The sequence below is a fragment of the Streptomyces sp. CA-179760 genome (assembly GCF_050937045.1).
Lineage (GTDB): Bacteria > Actinomycetota > Actinomycetes > Streptomycetales > Streptomycetaceae > Streptomyces.
Map to the genome: position 1 here is coordinate 2,838,384 of NZ_JBNJLZ010000001.1, position 17,509 is coordinate 2,855,892.

Consider the following 17,509-nt stretch of genomic DNA (forward strand, 5'->3'; position numbering starts at 1 on the left):
AGGTGCCCACGCGGACGGGAATGGGGTGATGAGCCGGGGTGCCCAAGGTGCCACCGCTCTCCTTGCCTGGCTGGATCTCCTGCCGGGAGCGTCTCAACAATCACGCGACGTGGATCTCACTGCTGGGCGGAGAGGGAGAACAGGCTGGCACGGCTCACTCCTGGTCGCCTTCTTGATCTCGGCGATGAGGTCGAGCCCTTCCTGCACCACATCGTCGAAGCCGGGTTCGCTGAAGGCGCGGATGCTGGCCGCATACGGCTTGATGACGTCGGCGACCTGGTGAAGGTCGGGGGCCGTGGCAGGGTCCAGGGCGCGATCGAGGTCGGCCTCAAAGCTCTCGGCGTCGCCCGGGAAGCCCTGCCCGTCCCGCAGCGCGGCACGGATGTCGGCCACAGTCCTGAGGTGCCGCAGTCCTGGGTCCGGTGTCTCGGCGTGCCGCGCACTCATATGTCCACCTCGGGCCAGGGATCCGCTTACGACCACCACGCTCCCGACCGGCCCAGCCATGATGTCCTGTGCCTTCAGCTCGGCCCACACCGTCTTCCCGACCCCACCAACGCGCTCCTCCACGCCCCAGCGGTGAGCCATCGCCTCCACGAGCAGCAGCCCGCGCCCGCCGGTCTCCTCGTCACAGGGGAGCCGAACTTCCGGTTTGCCCGCGCCCGCGTCGCTGACCTCCAGCCGCAACATCCCGTCTTCCAGCGATCGCGCGATCCGTACGCCCACCTGCCGGTCGCGCGGCACGGGCACGCGCAGCGCGTTGGTCACGAGCTCGGAGAGCACCAACTCCGCGGGCTCCAGGACGTCTTGGCTAACGCCCCAGCCGCCGAGTACGGCGTGTAAGGCGGCCCGGGACCTCGGCACGCTCTGACGGGACCGGGGCAGGCGGAAGGTGACTTCGTTCAAGGTGGAGTTCCGTGCCATGACGTCCCCTGAGGGTCGGTAGCCAGTGATCGAGTTGCCGCGCTGCCGCGCCAGTCGAGTAGCGAGCATCAGCAGTGCTCCGCAGCATATGGATCGGCGCAATATTGCATGGAGCCTATTAGGCTTGTTTCACTCCTTCGGGTAAGTGCCAAGCTCTAAACCGCCAGCCTCTGGTAGGAGTCGGACATGCCTACTGTCAAACCGTCCACCGTGCTCGGGCGTCAACTTGGCGACGAACTCCGCAAGTTCCGTGAGGCTGCGGGTGTCTCCATGGCTGAAGCCGCCGAGTTGCTCGACTGCACCAAGGGGAAGATCAGCCGGATGGAGAACGGGCACGTACCCGTCCGCACCCCTGATCTGAACGCGCTCATGCACGCCTACCGGGTCGAGGCCCCGGAGACACGCAACCGCCTCGCAGCCATGGCTCTGCGAGCCAACCGGCGCCGTCGCGACGGATGGTGGCACCGGTACGGCTCCGTCCTGGGCGACTCGTACCGCGATCAGATCGAGCTGGAGGCCATCTGCGACACCGTCCGGACTTACGAGGTGCAGCTCGTCCCGGGCCTCCTCCAAACCTCTGAGTACGGCCGTGCCGTGACAGTCGCTTCAAGGGCCTGGACGACGCCGGAGGAGATCGACCAGTTCGTCCAGGTGCGGCTCGCTCGACAGCAACGCCTCACCGACGAGGACCCCATGTCGCTCTGGGCGGTACTGGCGGAAGGAGTCCTCCGACAGCACGTGGGAGGTCCCGCGGTGATGGGAGCGCAACTGGAGCACCTTGCCACGATGGCCGAGCTCCCCAACATCACCGTCCAGGTATTGCCGTTCTCACGAGGTGCCCACTCAGGTATGTTCGGCCCGTACCTGCTGCTGAGCTTTCCCCAGGTGACATCGCTCGACCTCGTACTGACGGAGACCCCGACCGGCAACATCTGGATGGAGCGTGAGCCGGAGGTCGCGTACTACCGCGCCCTCTTCGACGATGCCCGCACCACCGCGCTGCCACCGACGGAATCGCTCAGGCTGATCCGCCGCACCGCCAAGGAGTACCGAGCATGAGCCAGGACCACGACATACGTCCCGCACTCCCGGGAGCGGCGTGGCGTGCCAGCAGCTACAGCGGCGGGCAAGGCAATTGCGTCGAGGTCGCCGACAACCTCCCCGCCCTCGTCCCCGTCCGCGACAGCAAGCGCCCCAGCGGCCCTGCACTCGCCTTCTCCCCGCGCGCCTGGGTCGCCTTCGTCGACCACCTCCGCTGAGAACGGCCCGCCAACGCGCCGAGGTCGGCCCCGACAGCCGTACATATGCCCGTCACCCCTCCACACCAGGCGGGCGCCACCGCCCCGACGTGAACGCGTTCAGCAGTTTCCGGCCGGCAACCGTGAACGGGTGGTCGGGCCCCAGGCTGTGTTCCCGTCGGGCCACGACATCCGTCATCAGCTCTGCCCTCGCCTCCACATGGCCGAGCGCGGCCCGGGTGCGGGAGAGGAGTTGCTGGGCCGAGACCGCGGTCGGGTAGTCGGGGCCGAAGCGCCGGCAGTAGGCCTCGGTGACCTGCCGTATCTCCTGGTCGGCCTCGTCGAAACGGCCCAACAGGTACAGCGCCCAGGCGCGGTTGTGATGGGCGCCCAGGGTCACCGTGTGATCCGGGCCGAGAAGGCGGTCGCATTCCGAGGGCAGGTTAAGCAGTGCGCCGTCTTGTTCGGTGACGGCCTCGGAGGCGGACAGCAGGACCAGCAGGCTGGAGCGGGAGCGCAGGGTCAAAGGGTGCGCGGGGCCCAGCGCCCTGCCTCGGCCGGCGACCACGGACCGGAGGAGCGCGAGTGCTTCGTCCCGTCTGCCGAGATTCCCCAGCACGAGCTGAAGACCATGAGCGCTGTCCATAGTGTCGGGATCGTCAGTCCCGAACAGACGGTTCTGAGCCGCTCGGACGCGCTCAAGCAACGCCTCGGCCTCGGCGTATCTGCCCATGCGGAAGAGCGCGCGGCCTGCCCTGGAACGGGCGGCCAGTACGGACCGGTGCTCCGCGCCGAGTTGCCGCTCACCGGTGTCCGCTGCGGCTCGGGCGGTCTCCCAGGCAGAGACGTAGTCTCCGGTGCGGTGCAGGGCGACGGCCAGCCGGGTAGCCACGGCCAGCGCGTCCGCCGAGGTCGGGGGGCCGTCGACGCGTCGTAGCAGAGCGAGGGCATGGGGAACGAGCAGCCGGAGCAGCGGATCGTGCGGGCCCGCGTCGGGGAGCGCGGGAAAGGCGGCGTCGAGCAGGCGGACGGCCGTGGTGTCGAGTACCGGGACCGATGCGGCCGGAGTCGCCGCCGCCACGCTGTCGAGCAGCACCCCGTGGCTCTGTGCGCATCGCGCACCGACGTCGACCAACTCGGTCAGCGACTGGTCGAGCAGTGCTCTCAGCGCTGCCTCGCAGCGAGCGCGAGGCAGCGCGGCGTCGATCTCGGGTCGGTTGAGCAGAACCAGCGGCAACGGTTCGGGCGCGAAACGGGCCAGCAGTCTCAGCAGCGCGGTCGCCTCGGGCAGCCCTCGTGCCTCGAACGCGTCGAGTGTCAGTTGCCACGTCAGCCCCACCATGTGCCGGGGGTCCTGTGGGGACAAGGCATCGGCTCCTTGGTCGATGAGCCCGACTCGTACCCTCTCGTCCTCGTCGAGACGGCGACCGTAGGCCTCCAGGGTCCAGGGATCGAGCACTTGTTGGGAGAGGAAGCCGCCCGCCAGGGTGAGGGCGAGTGGCAGCCTGCCGAGTCGTTCCGCTATCCGCTCCGCCTCCTCCTGGGTACCGCTGTGCGGGGCGAGGTCGCGCAGTACGCGCGCGGCGTCCTCACCAGGCAGTACGCCGATGTGCTGCAACTCCGCCCCGGGCCACCAACGGGCGGCCAAACGGCGTGTGGTCACCACGACCATGCCTCCGGGACTGGTGCGCAGCCAGCTGCCGTCACGGAAGATCTCGGGCTGGTCGGCGTTGTCGAGCACCAGCAGCCAGGGCTCGGCGGAGCGGTCGAGGTAGTGCCAGACGAGATCGGAGGCGGCGCGCAGGCCGTTGCGGGCGGCCAGCAGTTCGCCGTCGCGGGCGCCTCGGTCGGCCGCGACCGCGAGCATGCCGGCGCGCAGACTCGCGCGGTCGGATGCGCTGACCCACAGGCCGACCCTGCCGCACTCGTGGACGACCGCCTGGAAGAACGTGTAGGCGACCGCGGTCTTGCCGCAGCCCCCCATGCCGTACAGCACATAGGCTTCACCACCGCGTCCCGCGCGTACACCCGCTTTCAGACGTTCCAGCACTTCGACGCGGTCGCGCAGAAGGACCGGGGGCCGACCGACTGCCGGGCGGCGAACCGAGTCGGGGCCCCCTGGCGTGGCCGCTTCATCGGCGTAGTGGTGGTGTTCGCTGATGTGCTGGTCGCCCGACGCCTGGTAGACACGGCCACGATCCTCGGCGTGTCCGTCCATCGCCCCTGTCATGGCTGCGCGTTGTGCTGGTCTCGTCCGGCCTGGTAGATCCGGGCCTGGCCGGACGCGCTGGCGTGCTGGGTGATCACGGAGCCGGTCGCGTCCCTCGGCTCAAGTTCGTGGAGGAGCAGGCGCAGTTCCTCAGCGGCGCCTGGGTGGGCCGCGAGCAGCCGCCGGAGTCGTCCCTGCCACTCCAGGTGCAGTTCGCCGAGTGTCTCCCGGTCGTCGGCCTCACCGGCCGCCAAGGCGTCTTCGCGGGTGGCTTCCAACTCCGCGACGACGGCCTCGGCACGGTGCGGCTGCGTCCGACGCCATAGTTGCGTGATTCCTTCCCGGGTGCGATGCCAGACGTCGGTTGTCATCAAGGTGACCAGCGTGACTCCCGCGCTCTGTGCGAGTAAAGCTGTCTCCGGGTCCGCAGTTCCCCCCTGAGCAAGGATTATGAATCTTACGACCATATGCCAAATAGGTAGGATTCTCGGCATCTGCCGGGATTTGATAGCTTGCCGATTCGTGACCACTCATCGTCGCACTCCCGAGCCGGATGGAACAGCGTGGGATCATCGGCCAGGCCGGTTTTGGCATGGTCAAGCCGATTGGCCGAGTGCTAACTTGGGGAGACTTTGGCCTAATCGAGGGGGCGATGGCCATGCGTAGGCCTTGGGAAGCCGATCCGGCCACAACATTCAAGCGACGCCTGGGAAAGTCACCACAGGAACTGGGAAACACCACCGACAACCCTGACTGCCCCGACATCTGGGAGCTTGCGAACGGAGACATCGCCGTCATCGGCCGGGACCTCACGGAGTCACTCAGCGGTAAGTTGCCGCCGGGCGTCTCGATAGGGTCCGACGAACGACTCGTTGTCATCCCAAGGAACATGTTGGTCGCGGCGAAACCGGATATTCCCAGTGTTTGATTCCTTCCCAAGCAGTCCTTCCGAACGCATGGACCGCCCCACATACCACTCGGATTTCCATCGAAGCCGCAGTAGCGGCATTCGCTTCCAGAACAAGCTCGAACGGGGCCAGAACTTCAAGGAACGAGGGTTTGCCAGCTGGGAGGCCTTCGCCGCCGGAGAATGGGAAAGAGCGCTGTCCCTCATCGAGGAGAAGCGCGAGACCTACGCACGCCAGTTTCACGAGGCGGCACAGCTGAATATCCTGGAGCGCCGCCTTCGCGTGGTGGAATTTCCTGTCACCCCCTATGTCCAATGGGAGATGTTCGTTCTACGCCTGCGCGTGGAGCTGGGCGACAACATCCGAGTGCTCGATGCCCGCGAGATCTCGGACATCGAGAAGGAGCGTCCTGTTCCGGAGGTGGTGATCCTCGGAGACGTCGTCATGTACGAGGTGTGCTACGACGACGACGGAAACGCGGCGGGGGCCAACCGCTTCGCCGACCGCGCACTGATCCGGGAAACGTCGGCCGGATTCGACGCGCTGTACGGGCGCGGGGAAGACTTCCACAACTTCTTCGACAGGGAGATCGCTCCTCTCGCCCCGCCCACAGCCGCCCACTGAGCCGAGTGCCGAACTCACCGTGTTCGGCGGCACCGCTCCGGCGCCCTCGGACACCAGCACGGAGTGCGGCACACCGGGCCACCGGAGGTGGCAGACGGCAGGCGGCCCGCGGAGACGGCAGGCGGAAGTGTTCTGCCCGCCGCTCGACGGCGGGCAGGCCGTCCCGGTCGTTACGCCGGGCTCTCCTCCCCCGGCTCCTCCGCGTCCGCGATCTCCCGCCAGAGCCGCTCGGCGATCTCCACCAACGTCCCGTCGCCCGGCACCCTCCACTGCTTGGGGCCCTGGACCGCGCTCCACTGTTCCTTCCAGTCGGCCGCGTTCCACATCTGGGAGACCAGTCCCGTCGGCGAGTACCGCTTGCCGTCGGCCTCCCAGAGGATGGGGGTCCTTCGGTCGTTCACCCACGTCGCCCTGCGACGGCGGGGGTCCTCGTCGAGCCAGGCGCCGATGGCCAGTTCCTCCACGGTGCTGGGAGCGTAGACGAGAGGTGTACCGTCGTTGATGGCGTCATGGTCGACGAGCAGGCGAACCGTCTGGGGGCGCCGCTGCCGCTTCGGCCCCGTCCCCTCCATGAGGGCCTTGAGGTTCATCGGGGAGTCCGGACCGGTGCCGCGTTCCAGTACCCCGAGGACCGCGGAGACCAGCCGAGCGCAGCGCTCATCGTTGGCGAAGGTGCTGGTGACGTAACTCTTGCTGGTGAAAAGGGTGTCGACCATGGTGATGAGGCAGAGGAGTACGGCGCTTACCTGACCAGCCACCTCGTCGAGCACCGTCGCCCACTCGTCGTCCGGGTCATCGAACTTGTCCCTGCCGATGCGCTGGAACACGAGGTGGACGACCAGCAGGGCCCCGCTGTCCAGTACGGCGGCCCGTCGCCCGGTGAACTTCGCCCGTAGTTCCGTCAGTTGGTCCCGCACCAGCCGGAAGACCTGCACCGCTCGCCAGATCTGCTGGGCGGACGGCTGCTGACCGAACAGCAGGGTGTACGCGCCTCCCCGGCCCTCTTCCCACAGCGCGTTCGTGGAGCCCTTGACCCGCACCGCGAGCGACGAGTCCCGGTGCATGCAGGCCAGGGCCGTCGCCGCCTCCGTCACCGAGCAGCCGGACTCGGGCGCCGGGTCCAGCTCGCCGCGCCGGAAGACGTACTCCTTGTCCAGCGAGAGGCTGAAGTCCTTCTGAATCTCGCTCTGGACGGTGTCGATGGCGATGAAGTCCCGGCGCTCCATGTGGTTCTGCGTGTTGGTGGCCTTGGTGATGGATCGCCCGAAGCCCTCCGGTGCCCCCTCCAGGCAGATGATCCGTACCAGGACGTACGCCTCCGCGACGGCCTCGGGGTCCCTCTCGTACGCCCTGAAGGCCGAGGACACCGTCTGGGCGCCGTTGACCACGCTGGCGTTGTGCAGGGTGAGGGTGGTGGGCTGGCCGACCGCTCTCTTGGCGTGGTACTCCTGCTCGACCCTGTCGCACTGCACCGTGATGCCGTTGTGGCGGTAGAGGAACCCTTCCGGGTCCCCCAGCATCGACTCCACCATGGTCTGGTTGACCCCGGTAAGCCCCAGCGACTTGCGGACGTTGCGGTCGTAGAGACGCTCACCGTGTCCCTTGTCCTGATCCTCGCCATCGCTCCGGCCGCCGTACCAACGGGCCAGCTGGTCAGCGCTGACCTCGCCGATCACCGCCTTGTACGGGGTCTCGCGGCTGTACCACTCCCGGTCCATGGTCGCCTTGAGAGTGATCGGCTGCGGCTCCAGGTCCTCCTGAATCGCCCGGTGGAAGTCCCTCTGGTCCAGGACCCGGTACTCCACGCTCCGGCCGCGTCCGCCGAACTCGTTGGCCGCCTCGTCCAGGATGTTGCGGGTCTCCACGGAGAGACGGCCGTCCCCCATGAGCGCGATGACGAGGTTCACCTTGCAGGTGGGGAGCCGGAGGACGCCGTGTACACGGTCCGCGAGCAGTTGCAGCCGCTCGTTGAAGTGGTCGAGGTCGCGGTTGTCGAGCTTCTTCAGTCCGTGTACCAGCTTGAGTGCCGCCTCGGTGTCGAAGCCGGCCGTCCCCTTGTCCTTCCACTTGGCCTGGATCAGCCAGAGTTCGGATCCCGAGGCGGAGAACGCGACGCAGTCGATGCCGAAATCGTCCCGGCCGTCGATCACCCACGCCGCTGCCTCGTCCGAGGTGCAGTCCGCGAGGATGCGGGCGGCCTTCGCGGACACGGCCCGCGACAACAAGGCCGTCTCACGCTCCGTGGGGTCCTTTTTCTCGAAGTCGTCCATGGAGATCCGGTCCTGGAACTCCCGCAGCAGCGCCCCCTTGATGTGCTGCACCTCAAGAGGCATGCTCTGCGCGCCCTTGCCCATCCGTACCCCCACGACCGCTCTCGACAGAACTGTTCAGACTATCGAAGCGACGTACAACGTGCCCCAGCCCCGCGTCAGCATATGCACCCGATCCGATTGTTCTAGACCGGTTTTGGCCAGGGGATGGGCAGAGTCCAGCTCGCGTCCGCTGCCCATAGCGCGTGGGTGACTCATGCCTTCGTCAGCAACGGCGAGGGGGAATCGGCACGGGTCGAGGGACAAGCAACCTCGCTCAACATGACGCGATTCCGTCTTCTGAACGACGCCCCAATACCGGAGCGCATAGCGGATCGCCTACAGGAGCTGCAACGCAGGGGTTCTCGCGCGAAGTCCGGGCACTTCTTGATGGCGGGATAGACATCCACGCGACCAAGGGCATCTCACTGAACTTGCAGGCAGACGAGTCGGGCTGTACGCCGGGTTCTGTTCCCCGGTTCCCTCGCGGGAGCCGGGGCGACGGCCATCCATCTAGGGCCGGCGTTGCCACCGGCCTCGTGCGGTCTACCCACGGACTCGGGCGGGCAGCCCTCGATCATCCGCGCAGAAACACCGGAGTGTTTCCTCTTGACCTTGCTCCGGGTGGGGTTTACCAAGCTGCCCAGGTCACCCTGGGCACTGGTGGTCTCTTACACCACCGTTTCACCCTTACCCAGCACCGAGGTGCTGGGCGGTCTGTTTTCTGTGGCACTGTCCCGCGGGTCACCCCGGGTGGCCGTTAGCCACCACCCTGCCCTGTGGAGCCCGGACGTTCCTCGGGAAGTTCCCCGTCAGGGGGACTCCACGCGGCCGTCCGCCCGGCTCGTCTGCCGTGTCGACCATGGTACCGGGCGTGAGCGGGGGCGCGGACCGGCGGCGGTCGCGAGGACGGAGCCCGCGAGGATCAGCGTGAACGCCGCCACGATGCCCGCCGTCAGCTGCTCGTCCAGGAAGATCGCGCCCGCCGCCACCGCGACCGCCGGATTGACGTACGTGAAGACCGTCGCCCTGGTCGGGCCCGCCTCCTTGATCAGCTCCAGGAAGGCCACGAAGGCGATCGCCGTGCAGACGACGCCCAGGGCCGCCAGCGCCGCCAGAACCGAGGGGGAGGGCATGGCTGACGGCCAGGTCATCGCCGCCGCCGGGGCGTAGACCAGCGCGGCCAGGGCCAGGCAGGGGGCGATGAGCTGGAGGGTCGGGACGTTCTTCAGGTGGCGGGCCGCTATCAGGGGCGCCGTCGCGTAGCCCACCACCGTCACCAGTACCTCGGCCAGCGACTTCGCGTCGCCGCCTGTCAGGTGCGGGACCGTGAGGACTCCTACGCCGGCCAGGCCCAGGCCGAGTCCGGTCACCCGCCTCGCCCCCAGCCTCTCCGTCTCGCCGAAGAAGCGGGCCAGGGCCAGGCCCACGATCGGGACACCGGCGATGAGCAGGCCCGCCGTGGAGCTGGAGAGGTGGCGTTCGGCATCGGTCAGGGTCCACCACGGGCCGATGATCTCGATGCACGCGAAGGCCAGCATGGGGCGCCAGTGGGCGCGCACGGTGGCGGGCAGGCCGCCCTGGCGTATCGCGAAGGGGAGCAGGAGCGCGGCGCCCAGCGCGCAGCGCGTGAACACCACCATGGACGGGGACAGGGCGTCCACCGCCACCTTGATCATCAGGTAGGGGACGCCCCAGATCACTCCCATCAGGGAGAACAGGAACCAGCCGCGTGCAGTCATGCGGCGAGTGTCGGCCGTCTCACCCCGCCGTGTCTTGAACGCTGTTGCGGTACGCCGCCGGGGTCACGCCCAGGACCCGGCGGAACCAGCGGGTGAGGTGTGCCTGGTCGGCGAAGCCGACGAGGCCGGCGACCTCGGCGGGGCGCAGGCCGGACTCCAGGAGTCCGCGGGCCCTGGCGACGCGGTGCTGGGCGAGCCAGGCGTACGGGGGTATGCCCGTCGTCGTGCGGAAGGCGCGCAGGAGCTGGTAGCGGGAGAGGCCGAGGTCGGTGGCGAGGGCGGCCAGGGAGGGCGGGTCCAGAAGTTCGTCGGCGAGGCGGTCGCGTACGGACCTGGCGATGTGGTCGGCGCCGGGCACCGTGTCCTCGCTCGCGCGGGCCGTGGAGTGGCGGCGGGCCAGGGCCGTAAGGAGCCAGGGCAGGCGGGACTCGGCCTCCAGCGGGTCGGGGCAGGTGCTGATGTCCGTGTGGGCGGCGCGCAGGGCGGTGGCCAGGTCCGGGTCGTGGAGGACGGGGTTCCGGAAGTGCGGGAGTCCGCCGAGGGTGCCGTCGGTGAGGAGGGACGGCTCGGCGTAGAGGGCCTGGTAGGCGTAGCCGTCGGAGGCGGCCGGGCCTCCGGTGTGCATCTCGCCCGGCTCCAGGACGACGATCGAGCCGGGGTAGGAGTGGATCCGCCCGCCCCGGTACGCGATGACCTCCGAGCCGCCGACCGTGACGCCGATGGTGAACTCGGTGTGCGCGTGGGGCGCGTAGACATGTTGGTCGAAGTGGGCGGTGAGGAGGTCGAGGGGCGGGCCGGCACGGCCCAGCCGTGCCCTCGTCCAGCGGGCCTGTTCTCTCACCTGCGCTTGCGTGCTCACCTCGCACCCCCTCCCCCGCCCACAGGGGATCAGAGAAGGTCCGTGGTGTCCAGATCGAAGGCGAACGGCTCGGGGAGAGTGACCGGCTTGCCGAAGGGGCGGGCGCAGTACTCGCGGTAGTCGTCCTGCTTCGGTTCGCTGAACAGGGTGACCTGGGCGTTGTCCCTGTCGACGAGCAGGTAGAGAGGGATGCCGGCCCGGGCGTAGCAGCGGCGCTTGGCCTCGCGGTCTGCCTTCGGCTTCGTCGATGTCACCTCCAGCACCATGGCAACGCCTTCGCAGGCCATCCAGGAGTCGGCTCCGCCGAACAGGTCGAGTTCGATGGGGCCGAAGGTGACGTCCGGCACCAGGTGATTCTTGGGGCAGGCAACCCCGCTCCGCATCTTCAACCCCTTGTTCCCGGAGAGGTCCATGTCGATCCGGGACTGCTTGATCACTTGCCTCGCGATCCTGCTGATGTACTTCTCGTGATCCCCGTCCGGCGGCGGCGTCACAACGATCTCCCCCTCGATCAACTCGGCCCGGAAACCCTCCGGGGTGTCCAGGGCGAGAAAGCCCTCCAGCAGGACCTCTTCCTGCGTGAGCGGCTCGTGGGCCATGGCAGTCATGTCACGCCCCTCCTTCTGTCGCTCGCCAGACTGGGACATCGGAAGATCACCTGTCCGTGATGTCGGGAACCGTTCCCTCGATCGTGGCACACGATCACGGCCACCGTCAGAAGTCGCCCCCGCTCCTTGACCCTGCCGCAACGTCAACGTCTTCACTGGTCCCATGCGAATCGGAGAACTCGCCGGCGCCGTCGGCGTCACCACGCGGGCTGTGCGGCATTACCACCAGCTGGGCCTGTTGCCCGAACCGGAGCGGCTGGCGAACGGGTACCGGGCGTACGGGCTGCGGCACGCTGTCGTGCTGGCGCGGATCCGGCGGCTGACGGAGTTGGGGCTGGGGCTGGCCGAGGTGCGGGATGTGCTGGCGGACGAGGCCGGGAAGGACCTGGTCGAGGTGCTGACCGAGTTGGACGAGGATCTGGCGCGGCAGGAGGAGGCGATCCGGGAGCGGCGGGGGCGGTTGCGGATCCTGTTGGAGGCGGAGGGCGGGCTGCCGGCGGAGGGGCCGGTGTCGCCGGAGCTGGCCGCGTTGTTCGCCGGGTCGGAACAGCTGTCGGACTCTCCCATGGCCGCCAAGGACCGCGAGATCATGGCCTTCCTGGAGACGGCCATGCCGGACGAGGCACGGGAGCAGCTCGTGTCGTCGTTGGGTGAGGCCCTGGGGAATCCCGAGGCCGTGGCGCGGGCCCATGAGGCGTACGCGCTGCTCGACGCGCTCGCCGGGGCGGAGCCGGACGATCCGCGGGTCGACGGGGCCGCCCGGGCCCTGGCCGACTGCATTCCCCGGGGCTGTTCCCGGAGGTCGGGGATCTCGACCAAGACGACGGTGTCATGCGCGCCTTCTACGACGACCTGGCACCGGCCCAGGCGGAGGCGATCCGCCGGACGCTGCACCTGCTCACCGAGGAGCGACGATCCACCGAGGAGCGGCGATGAGGATCGCGCGGCTGCTGGTCCGGCACGAGGTGCGGGTGCTCGTGAGTCTCTTGCTGTGGGTGGCTCGGCGTACGCAGGGGGTCGGGGGTGGTGGTCAGGGGTTCGGGTACGCGCGCGGGCAGGGCGCGATGATGTTCGGGTTCGGCTTCGTGTGTGTCGTCGAGACCGTGGCTATGTCCGTGCTGCTGCGGGACTGGCCGACCGTGCACGCCGTCTTCCTCTTCGTGGACGTGTACAGCCTCGTCTTCCTCGTCGGGCTGCACGCCTCGTCCGTCGTACGTCCGCACGTACTGGATCCGGTCGGGGGTGAACTGCGGATCCGGCGGTACGTCCATGTCGATCTGCGGGTGCCGCTGGAGCGGATCGCCTCGGTGCGGCGCGAGCTGCGGATGACGCATGAGCCTGCCGACGGGGAGCTCAATGTGGAGGTGGGGTCCCAGACCACTGTCACGGTCGAACTGACGGAACCGGTCACTCATCTCACCTTCTTCGGGCGTCGGCGCCCGGTGCGGGTGGTCCGGTTTCACGCCGACGATGCCGACGGGCTCGTCCGCGCCCTCGGCCGGGCGCGGGTCTGAGGGCGCCGCGGGCCCCCGTACGCTGTCGGCGGAGTTCGATCGAAGGAGTACGCGTGCTTGTCCTGCTGCCGCCGTCCGAAGGCAAGGCCTCCTCCGGCCGCGGTGCCCCGCTGAAGCCGGAGTCGCTGTCGCTGCCGGGGCTGGCCGACGCCCGGGAGGCCGTCCTCACCGAGCTGGTCGAGCTGTGCGCAGGCGACGAGGAGAAGGCGCGCGAGGTGCTCGGGCTCAGCGAGGGGCTGCGGGGTGAGGTCGCGAAGAACGCGGAGCTGCGGACCGCGGGGGCGCGGCCGGCCGGGGAGATCTACACCGGCGTGCTCTACGACGCCCTCGGCCTGGCGTCCCTGGACGCCGCCGCCAAGCGGCGGGCGGCGCGCTCGCTGCTGGTGTTCTCGGGGTTGTGGGGTGCCGTGCGGGTGACGGACCGCATTCCGTCGTACCGGTGCTCGATGGGGGTGAGGCTGCCGGGGCTCGGGGCGCTGGGCGCGCACTGGCGTACGGCGATGGCGTCGGTGCTTCCCGAGGTGGCCGGGGACGGGCTGGTGCTGGATCTGCGGTCGGCCGCGTACGCCGCCGCCTGGAAGCCGAAGGGCGAGATCGCCGGGCGGACGGCGTCCGTGCGGGTGCTGCACGCACCGACGCGGAAGGTGGTCAGCCACTTCAACAAGGCGACCAAGGGGCGGATCGTGCGCGGTCTGCTCACCGCCGGCGTCGATCCGAAGGGCCCGGCCGAGCTGGTCACGGCGTTGCGGGAGCTCGGGTACGTCGTCGAGGCCGAGGCGCCGGCCAAGGCGGGGCAGGCGTGGGCGCTGGATGTGCTGGTGGACGAGGTGCACTGACCTCCCCTCCCTCCCCCCGACATCGCTTGTTGCAGCATGCGCAATGAGCTTTGCGCATGCTGTCGCGGGGGCGGCAGGATACCGCCATGGTCTCTTCCCTGCCCGCCTCCGTGCTGGATCTCGCGCCCGTCATCCCCGTCGTCGTCATCGAGGACGCGAGCGACGCCGTACCGCTGGCGCGGGCGCTGGTGGCCGGTGGGCTGCCCGCGATCGAGGTGACGCTGCGGACGCCCGCGGCTCTGGAGGCGATCCGGGAGATCGCGGGGCAGGTTCCGGAGGCGCTGGTCGGTGCCGGGACGGTGATCAGCCCCGGGCAGGTCACGGAGTCGGTGGCGGCGGACGCGCGGTTCCTGGTCAGTCCCGGCTGGACGGACCTGCTGCTGGACGCGATGCGGGCGTCCGGGGTGCCGTTCCTGCCGGGAGTGTCGACCACGTCGGAGGTCGTGGCGCTGCTGGAGCGCGGAGTGCGGGAGATGAAGTTCTTCCCGGCCGAGGCCGCGGGCGGTACGGCGTATCTGAAGTCGCTCGCCGGGCCGCTGCCGCAGGCCCGCTTCTGCCCTACGGGCGGGATCGGCCCGGCCTCCGCGCCGGACTATCTCGCGCTGCCCAATGTCGGCTGCGTGGGCGGGAGTTGGATGCTCCCGCAGGACGCCGTCGCGGCGCGCGACTGGGGGCGCGTCGAGGAGCTGGCCCGTGCGGCGGCGGGGCTCAGCGCAGGTGGGACGTGTCGTTGAGGAGGCGGACGCTGGCGTTGCCGTCGGCGTAGTACGCGACCACCGACAGGGACGCGGCCGAGAGTTCCATGCGGAACAGTGACTCCGGCGGGGCGCCCAGGGCGAGGCGGACGAGCGTCTTGATCGGGGTCACGTGGGTGACGAGCAGGACCGTGCGGCCCGCGTACGCCGCGACCAGTCTGTCGCGGGTGGCGGCGATCCTGGTGCCCGTCGCCGCGAAGCTCTCGCCGCCGCCGGTGGGTTCGGCGTCCGGGGAGGCCAGCCAGGCGTTCAGGTCGTCGGGGTGGCGCTCGCGCACCTCGGCGAAGGTGAGTCCCTCCCAGGCGCCGAAGTCGGTCTCGCGCAGCCCGTCGTCGACACTCACGTCCAGCCCGAGCCGGGCGGCGACGATACCTGCGGTCTCCCGGGTACGGGTGAGGGGCGACGACACGACGGCCTGGATGGTGCCGCGCCTCGCCAGCAGTGCGGCGGCCCGCTCGGCCTGTTCCCGGCCGGCGTCGGAGAGGGAGGGGTCGGTGCCGCCGCTGCCGGAGAAGCGCTTCTGGGGGGTGAGAGGGGTCTCGCCGTGGCGCAGGAGGACGAAGGTGGCGGGGGCGCCCATGTCGGCGGGCGCCCAGCCGGGCGCGGCAACGGCCTTGGCGGCACGGGCGTCGGCGTCGGCCTTCACGTTCGCCGAGCGGGCATCGGCATCGGCGTCGGCGTCGGTTGCAGCGCGGGCGCGCTCCGCACCGGCGTCCGCGCCGGCGTCGGCTGCAGCCCGGACGCTCTCCGTACCGGCGTCGGCCTTCACCGCAGGCCCATCGGCAACGGCATCGGCCTTGGCGTCGACGGCATCGGCCTTGGCGTCGAGAGCATCACCCCCGGCCACCACGGCTTCGCCGCCATCCGCCTCCGTCGTTCCACCGACGGCAGAAGCATCCAGCTCAGCCGTCGAAGCGGACTCCGACCACTGCTCCCCCCTGGCCCCCGCGTCCATCGCCTCGTTGGCCAGCCGGTCCGCGTGTTTGTTCCGCTCCCTCGGCATCCACTCGTACGTGACCCGCCCCGGCGGGAACACCCGGGCCGCCTGAGCCGCCAGGGGCTTCATGTCGGGGTGCTTGATCTTCCAGCGGCCCGACATCTGCTCGATGACGAGCTTGGAATCCATCCGCACGTGGACCGTGGCCGCCGGGTCCAGTTCATGGGCGGCGCGCAGGCCGGCGAGGAGACCGCGGTACTCGGCGACGTTGTTCGTGGCGACGCCGATGTACTCGGCGGCCTCCCGCAGGGTCTCCCCCGTCGCCGCGTCGCTCACCACGGCCCCGTAGCCCGCGGGCCCCGGGTTGCCCCGCGACCCGCCGTCGGCCTCGACGATGAACTCCCGCACCGGAAGGGCTCCCAGCGACCTAGAGACCGGACTCGGACGTGCGCACCAGGATGCGCCGGCAGTTCTCGCAGCGGATCACCGTGTCGGGCGCCGCCTTGCGGATCTCGGCCACCTCCGTGATGGCGAGCTCCTGCCGGCAGCCCTGGCAGCTGCGCGCGTACAGCTTCGCCGCGCCGACGCCGCCCTGCTGCTCGCGCAGCTTTTCGTAGAGCTTGAGCAGATCGGCGGGCACCGATCCGGCGATGACCTCGCGCTCCTTGGAGACCGTGGCGGCCTCACCGTCGAGCTCCTCGATGGCCGCGTCCCGACGTGCCGTCGTGTCGTCGATCTTCGACTGGACGGAGGTGACCCGCTCGGTCAGCTCGGCCACCCGCTCCTGCGCGGACTCCATGCGCTCCATGACCTCCAGCACCACGTCCTCCAGATCGCCCTGCCGCTTGGCGAGGGAAGCGATCTCGCGCTGGAGGTTCTCCAGGTCCTTGGGGGAGGTGACGGCACCGGAGTCCAGGCGCTGCTGGTCGCGGGTGGCGCGCTGGCGCACCTGGTCCACGTCCTGCTCGGCCTTGGTCTGCTCGCGGGCGGTGTCGCTCTCCTCGGTCTGCGCGGCCACGAGCAGGTCGCGCAGCTGGACGTGGTCCTTGGCGAGCGACTCGATCTCGGCGTGCTCGGGCAGCGACTTCCGCTTGTGCGCGAGCTGCTGGAGGCGGACGTCGAGGTTCTGGACGTCGAGGAGTCGGATCTGGTCGGCGGGCTCGGCGTTCAGTTCGGGGCTCCCAGGGGGTCAGAAGTGGTAGAGGCCGCGTGCGCGGTCCAGGGGTCGGTGACCGTCTTCGAGACGTGGACGCGCAGGTCCCATCCGTGCCGGTCGGAGATCTCGTCGAGCTGGCTCGCGGCCAGCTCGCACCAGGGCCATTCGGTGGCCCAGTGCGCCGCGTCGAGCAGCGCGAGGGGGCTGTGGGCGCGGGCCTCGGAGACCGGGTGGTGGCGCAGGTCCGCCGTGAGGAAGGCGTCGACACCCGCCGCGCGTACGTGGTCGAAGAGGCTGTCGCCTGAGCCGCCGCTGACGGCGACCGTACGGACGACCGCCTCGGGGTCACCGGCGACGCGGATGCCCTGCGCGGTGGCGGGCAGCCGCTCGGCGGCGCGGGCGGCGAACTCGCGGACGGTCAGCGGTTGGTCCAGCGCGCAGACGCGGCCGAGGCCCCGGCGGCCCTCGGGGTCGGTGGGGTCCGGGACGAGCGGTGCGGTGACGCGCAGGTCCAGGGCGCCCGCGAGGGCGTCGGAGACACCCGGGTCGGCGGTGTCGGCGTTGGTGTGGGCGACGTGCAGCGCGATGTCGTTCTTGATGAGGGTGTGGACGACACGGCCCTTGAAGTGGGTCGCCGCGACGGTCGTCGTGCCGCGCAGATAGAGCGGGTGGTGGGTGACGAGCAGGTCGGCGCCCAGCTTCACCGCTTCGTCGACGATCTCCTGGACCGGGTCGACGGCGAACAGCACACGGGTGACCTCCTGGTCCGGGTCGCCCACGACGGTGCCGACCGCGTCCCAGGACTCGGCCCGCTCGGCGGGCCAGAGGTTCTCGAGCGCGGCGATGACTTCAGACAGACGGGGCACGGGAGCAAGGCTACCCGCCTGATC

At 69.7% G+C, this 17,509-nt stretch carries 16 protein-coding genes, 1 other RNA gene and 2 pseudogenes; 8 read left to right on the plus strand and 11 right to left on the minus strand.

Annotated elements, in window-relative coordinates; genetic code table 11:
- Window positions 1-93: 93 nt before the first annotated feature.
- Window positions 94-906 (minus strand): ATP-binding protein, encoded by an 813-nt coding sequence (locus ACQEV8_RS12670; protein WP_432959741.1) that lies wholly within the window; start codon window positions 904-906, stop codon window positions 94-96.
- 204 nt (window positions 907-1,110) lie between these two features.
- Here ACQEV8_RS12670 and ACQEV8_RS12675 point away from each other — a divergent pair, with 204 nt between their 5' ends.
- Window positions 1,111-1,983, plus strand: a complete 873-nt coding sequence (locus ACQEV8_RS12675; protein ID WP_432959742.1) for a helix-turn-helix domain-containing protein — start codon at window positions 1,111-1,113, stop codon at window positions 1,981-1,983.
- Window positions 1,980-2,183 (plus strand): DUF397 domain-containing protein, encoded by a 204-nt coding sequence (locus tag ACQEV8_RS12680; protein ID WP_432959743.1) that lies wholly within the window; start codon window positions 1,980-1,982, stop codon window positions 2,181-2,183. Before ACQEV8_RS12675 ends, ACQEV8_RS12680 begins: the two co-directional genes overlap by 4 nt.
- 52 nt (window positions 2,184-2,235) lie before the next feature.
- On the opposite strand, the gene ACQEV8_RS12685 is transcribed toward ACQEV8_RS12680, so the two are convergent.
- Both ACQEV8_RS12685 and ACQEV8_RS12690 read right to left on the minus strand, forming a co-directional pair.
- Window positions 2,236-4,392, minus strand: coding sequence for a tetratricopeptide repeat protein (locus ACQEV8_RS12685; RefSeq protein WP_432959744.1), 2,157 nt, complete (start codon window positions 4,390-4,392; stop codon window positions 2,236-2,238).
- Window positions 4,389-4,742 carry a hypothetical protein gene (locus ACQEV8_RS12690; RefSeq protein ID WP_432959745.1) on the minus strand — a complete coding sequence of 118 codons (354 nt, stop codon included), beginning with the start codon at window positions 4,740-4,742 and terminating at the stop codon, window positions 4,389-4,391. Before ACQEV8_RS12690 ends, ACQEV8_RS12685 begins: the two co-directional genes overlap by 4 nt.
- Before the next feature lie 287 nt (window positions 4,743-5,029).
- Here ACQEV8_RS12690 and ACQEV8_RS12695 point away from each other — a divergent pair, with 287 nt between their 5' ends.
- Window positions 5,030-5,299 (plus strand): hypothetical protein, encoded by a 270-nt coding sequence (locus tag ACQEV8_RS12695; protein WP_432972648.1) that lies wholly within the window; start codon window positions 5,030-5,032, stop codon window positions 5,297-5,299.
- Window positions 5,292-5,903 carry a DUF6879 family protein gene (locus ACQEV8_RS12700; protein ID WP_432959746.1) on the plus strand — a complete coding sequence of 204 codons (612 nt, stop codon included), beginning with the start codon at window positions 5,292-5,294 and terminating at the stop codon, window positions 5,901-5,903. The genes ACQEV8_RS12695 and ACQEV8_RS12700 overlap by 8 nt, the downstream gene beginning before the upstream one ends.
- Window positions 5,904-6,073: 170 nt before the next feature.
- Here ACQEV8_RS12700 and ACQEV8_RS12705 read toward each other — a convergent pair whose 3' ends face one another.
- The 5 genes and pseudogenes from ACQEV8_RS12705 to ACQEV8_RS12725 form a co-directional block, all read right to left on the minus strand.
- Complete coding sequence (locus ACQEV8_RS12705) at window positions 6,074-8,236, minus strand: AIPR family protein (protein WP_432959747.1); 2,163 nt, start codon at window positions 8,234-8,236, stop codon at window positions 6,074-6,076.
- 417 nt (window positions 8,237-8,653) lie between these two features.
- An RNA gene (rnpB, locus tag ACQEV8_RS12710) (RNase P RNA component class A) lies at window positions 8,654-9,059 on the minus strand.
- 115 nt (window positions 9,060-9,174) lie between these two features.
- Window positions 9,175-9,954 (minus strand): annotated as a pseudogene (locus ACQEV8_RS12715) (DMT family transporter); the annotation flags it as partial.
- A gap of 19 nt (window positions 9,955-9,973) precedes the next feature.
- Window positions 9,974-10,795: an AraC family ligand binding domain-containing protein gene (locus ACQEV8_RS12720; RefSeq protein ID WP_432972651.1), complete on the minus strand. Its 822-nt coding sequence runs from the start codon at window positions 10,793-10,795 to the stop codon at window positions 9,974-9,976.
- A 47-nt stretch (window positions 10,796-10,842) separates the two neighbouring features.
- Window positions 10,843-11,421 (minus strand): Uma2 family endonuclease, encoded by a 579-nt coding sequence (locus ACQEV8_RS12725; protein ID WP_432959748.1) that lies wholly within the window; start codon window positions 11,419-11,421, stop codon window positions 10,843-10,845.
- 163 nt (window positions 11,422-11,584) lie between these two features.
- Between ACQEV8_RS12725 and ACQEV8_RS12730 the strand changes: the two are divergent.
- From ACQEV8_RS12730 to ACQEV8_RS12745, 4 genes and pseudogenes are all read left to right on the plus strand, one after another.
- Window positions 11,585-12,357: pseudogene (locus ACQEV8_RS12730) on the plus strand (MerR family transcriptional regulator).
- Window positions 12,354-12,935 (plus strand): hypothetical protein, encoded by a 582-nt coding sequence (locus ACQEV8_RS12735; RefSeq protein WP_432959749.1) that lies wholly within the window; start codon window positions 12,354-12,356, stop codon window positions 12,933-12,935. The pseudogene ACQEV8_RS12730 and the gene ACQEV8_RS12735 overlap by 4 nt, the downstream one beginning before the upstream one ends.
- 53 nt (window positions 12,936-12,988) lie before the next feature.
- Window positions 12,989-13,771 carry a peroxide stress protein YaaA gene (gene yaaA / locus ACQEV8_RS12740; RefSeq protein ID WP_432959750.1) on the plus strand — a complete coding sequence of 261 codons (783 nt, stop codon included), beginning with the start codon at window positions 12,989-12,991 and terminating at the stop codon, window positions 13,769-13,771.
- Between the two features lie 86 nt (window positions 13,772-13,857).
- Window positions 13,858-14,505: a bifunctional 4-hydroxy-2-oxoglutarate aldolase/2-dehydro-3-deoxy-phosphogluconate aldolase gene (locus ACQEV8_RS12745; RefSeq protein ID WP_432959751.1), complete on the plus strand. Its 648-nt coding sequence runs from the start codon at window positions 13,858-13,860 to the stop codon at window positions 14,503-14,505.
- Here the strand turns inward: ACQEV8_RS12745 and ACQEV8_RS12750 are convergent.
- From ACQEV8_RS12750 to ACQEV8_RS12760, 3 genes are read right to left on the minus strand one after another with little or no spacing between them, the layout of a single operon-like run.
- Window positions 14,480-15,871 (minus strand): bifunctional RNase H/acid phosphatase, encoded by a 1,392-nt coding sequence (locus ACQEV8_RS12750; RefSeq protein ID WP_432959752.1) that lies wholly within the window; start codon window positions 15,869-15,871, stop codon window positions 14,480-14,482. The genes ACQEV8_RS12745 and ACQEV8_RS12750 overlap by 26 nt on opposite strands.
- Before the next feature lie 19 nt (window positions 15,872-15,890).
- Window positions 15,891-16,634 (minus strand): zinc ribbon domain-containing protein, encoded by a 744-nt coding sequence (locus tag ACQEV8_RS12755; RefSeq protein WP_432972654.1) that lies wholly within the window; start codon window positions 16,632-16,634, stop codon window positions 15,891-15,893.
- A complete protein-coding gene (locus tag ACQEV8_RS12760; RefSeq protein WP_432959753.1) occupies window positions 16,631-17,485 on the minus strand; it encodes a Nif3-like dinuclear metal center hexameric protein in 855 nt (284 codons plus the stop codon). Before ACQEV8_RS12760 ends, ACQEV8_RS12755 begins: the two co-directional genes overlap by 4 nt.
- Between the last annotated feature and the right edge of the window lie 24 nt (window positions 17,486-17,509).

Bases quoted from the DNA above. Each gene is read 5' to 3' on its own strand.
- ACQEV8_RS12675 (WP_432959742.1), top strand. From the start codon at position 1,111: ATGCCTACTGTCAAACCGTCCACCGTGCTCGGGCGTCAACTTGGCGAC.
- ACQEV8_RS12680 (WP_432959743.1), top strand. From the start codon at position 1,980: ATGAGCCAGGACCACGACATACGTCCCGCACTCCCGGGAGCGGCGTGG.
- ACQEV8_RS12685 (WP_432959744.1), bottom strand. From the start codon at position 4,392: ATGACAGGGGCGATGGACGGACACGCCGAGGATCGTGGCCGTGTCTAC.
- ACQEV8_RS12690 (WP_432959745.1), bottom strand. From the start codon at position 4,742: ATGACAACCGACGTCTGGCATCGCACCCGGGAAGGAATCACGCAACTA.
- ACQEV8_RS12695 (WP_432972648.1), top strand. From the start codon at position 5,030: ATGCGTAGGCCTTGGGAAGCCGATCCGGCCACAACATTCAAGCGACGC.
- ACQEV8_RS12705 (WP_432959747.1), bottom strand. From the start codon at position 8,236: ATGCCTCTTGAGGTGCAGCACATCAAGGGGGCGCTGCTGCGGGAGTTC.
- ACQEV8_RS12725 (WP_432959748.1), bottom strand. From the start codon at position 11,421: ATGACTGCCATGGCCCACGAGCCGCTCACGCAGGAAGAGGTCCTGCTG.
- ACQEV8_RS12735 (WP_432959749.1), top strand. From the start codon at position 12,354: ATGAGGATCGCGCGGCTGCTGGTCCGGCACGAGGTGCGGGTGCTCGTG.
- ACQEV8_RS12745 (WP_432959751.1), top strand. From the start codon at position 13,858: ATGGTCTCTTCCCTGCCCGCCTCCGTGCTGGATCTCGCGCCCGTCATC.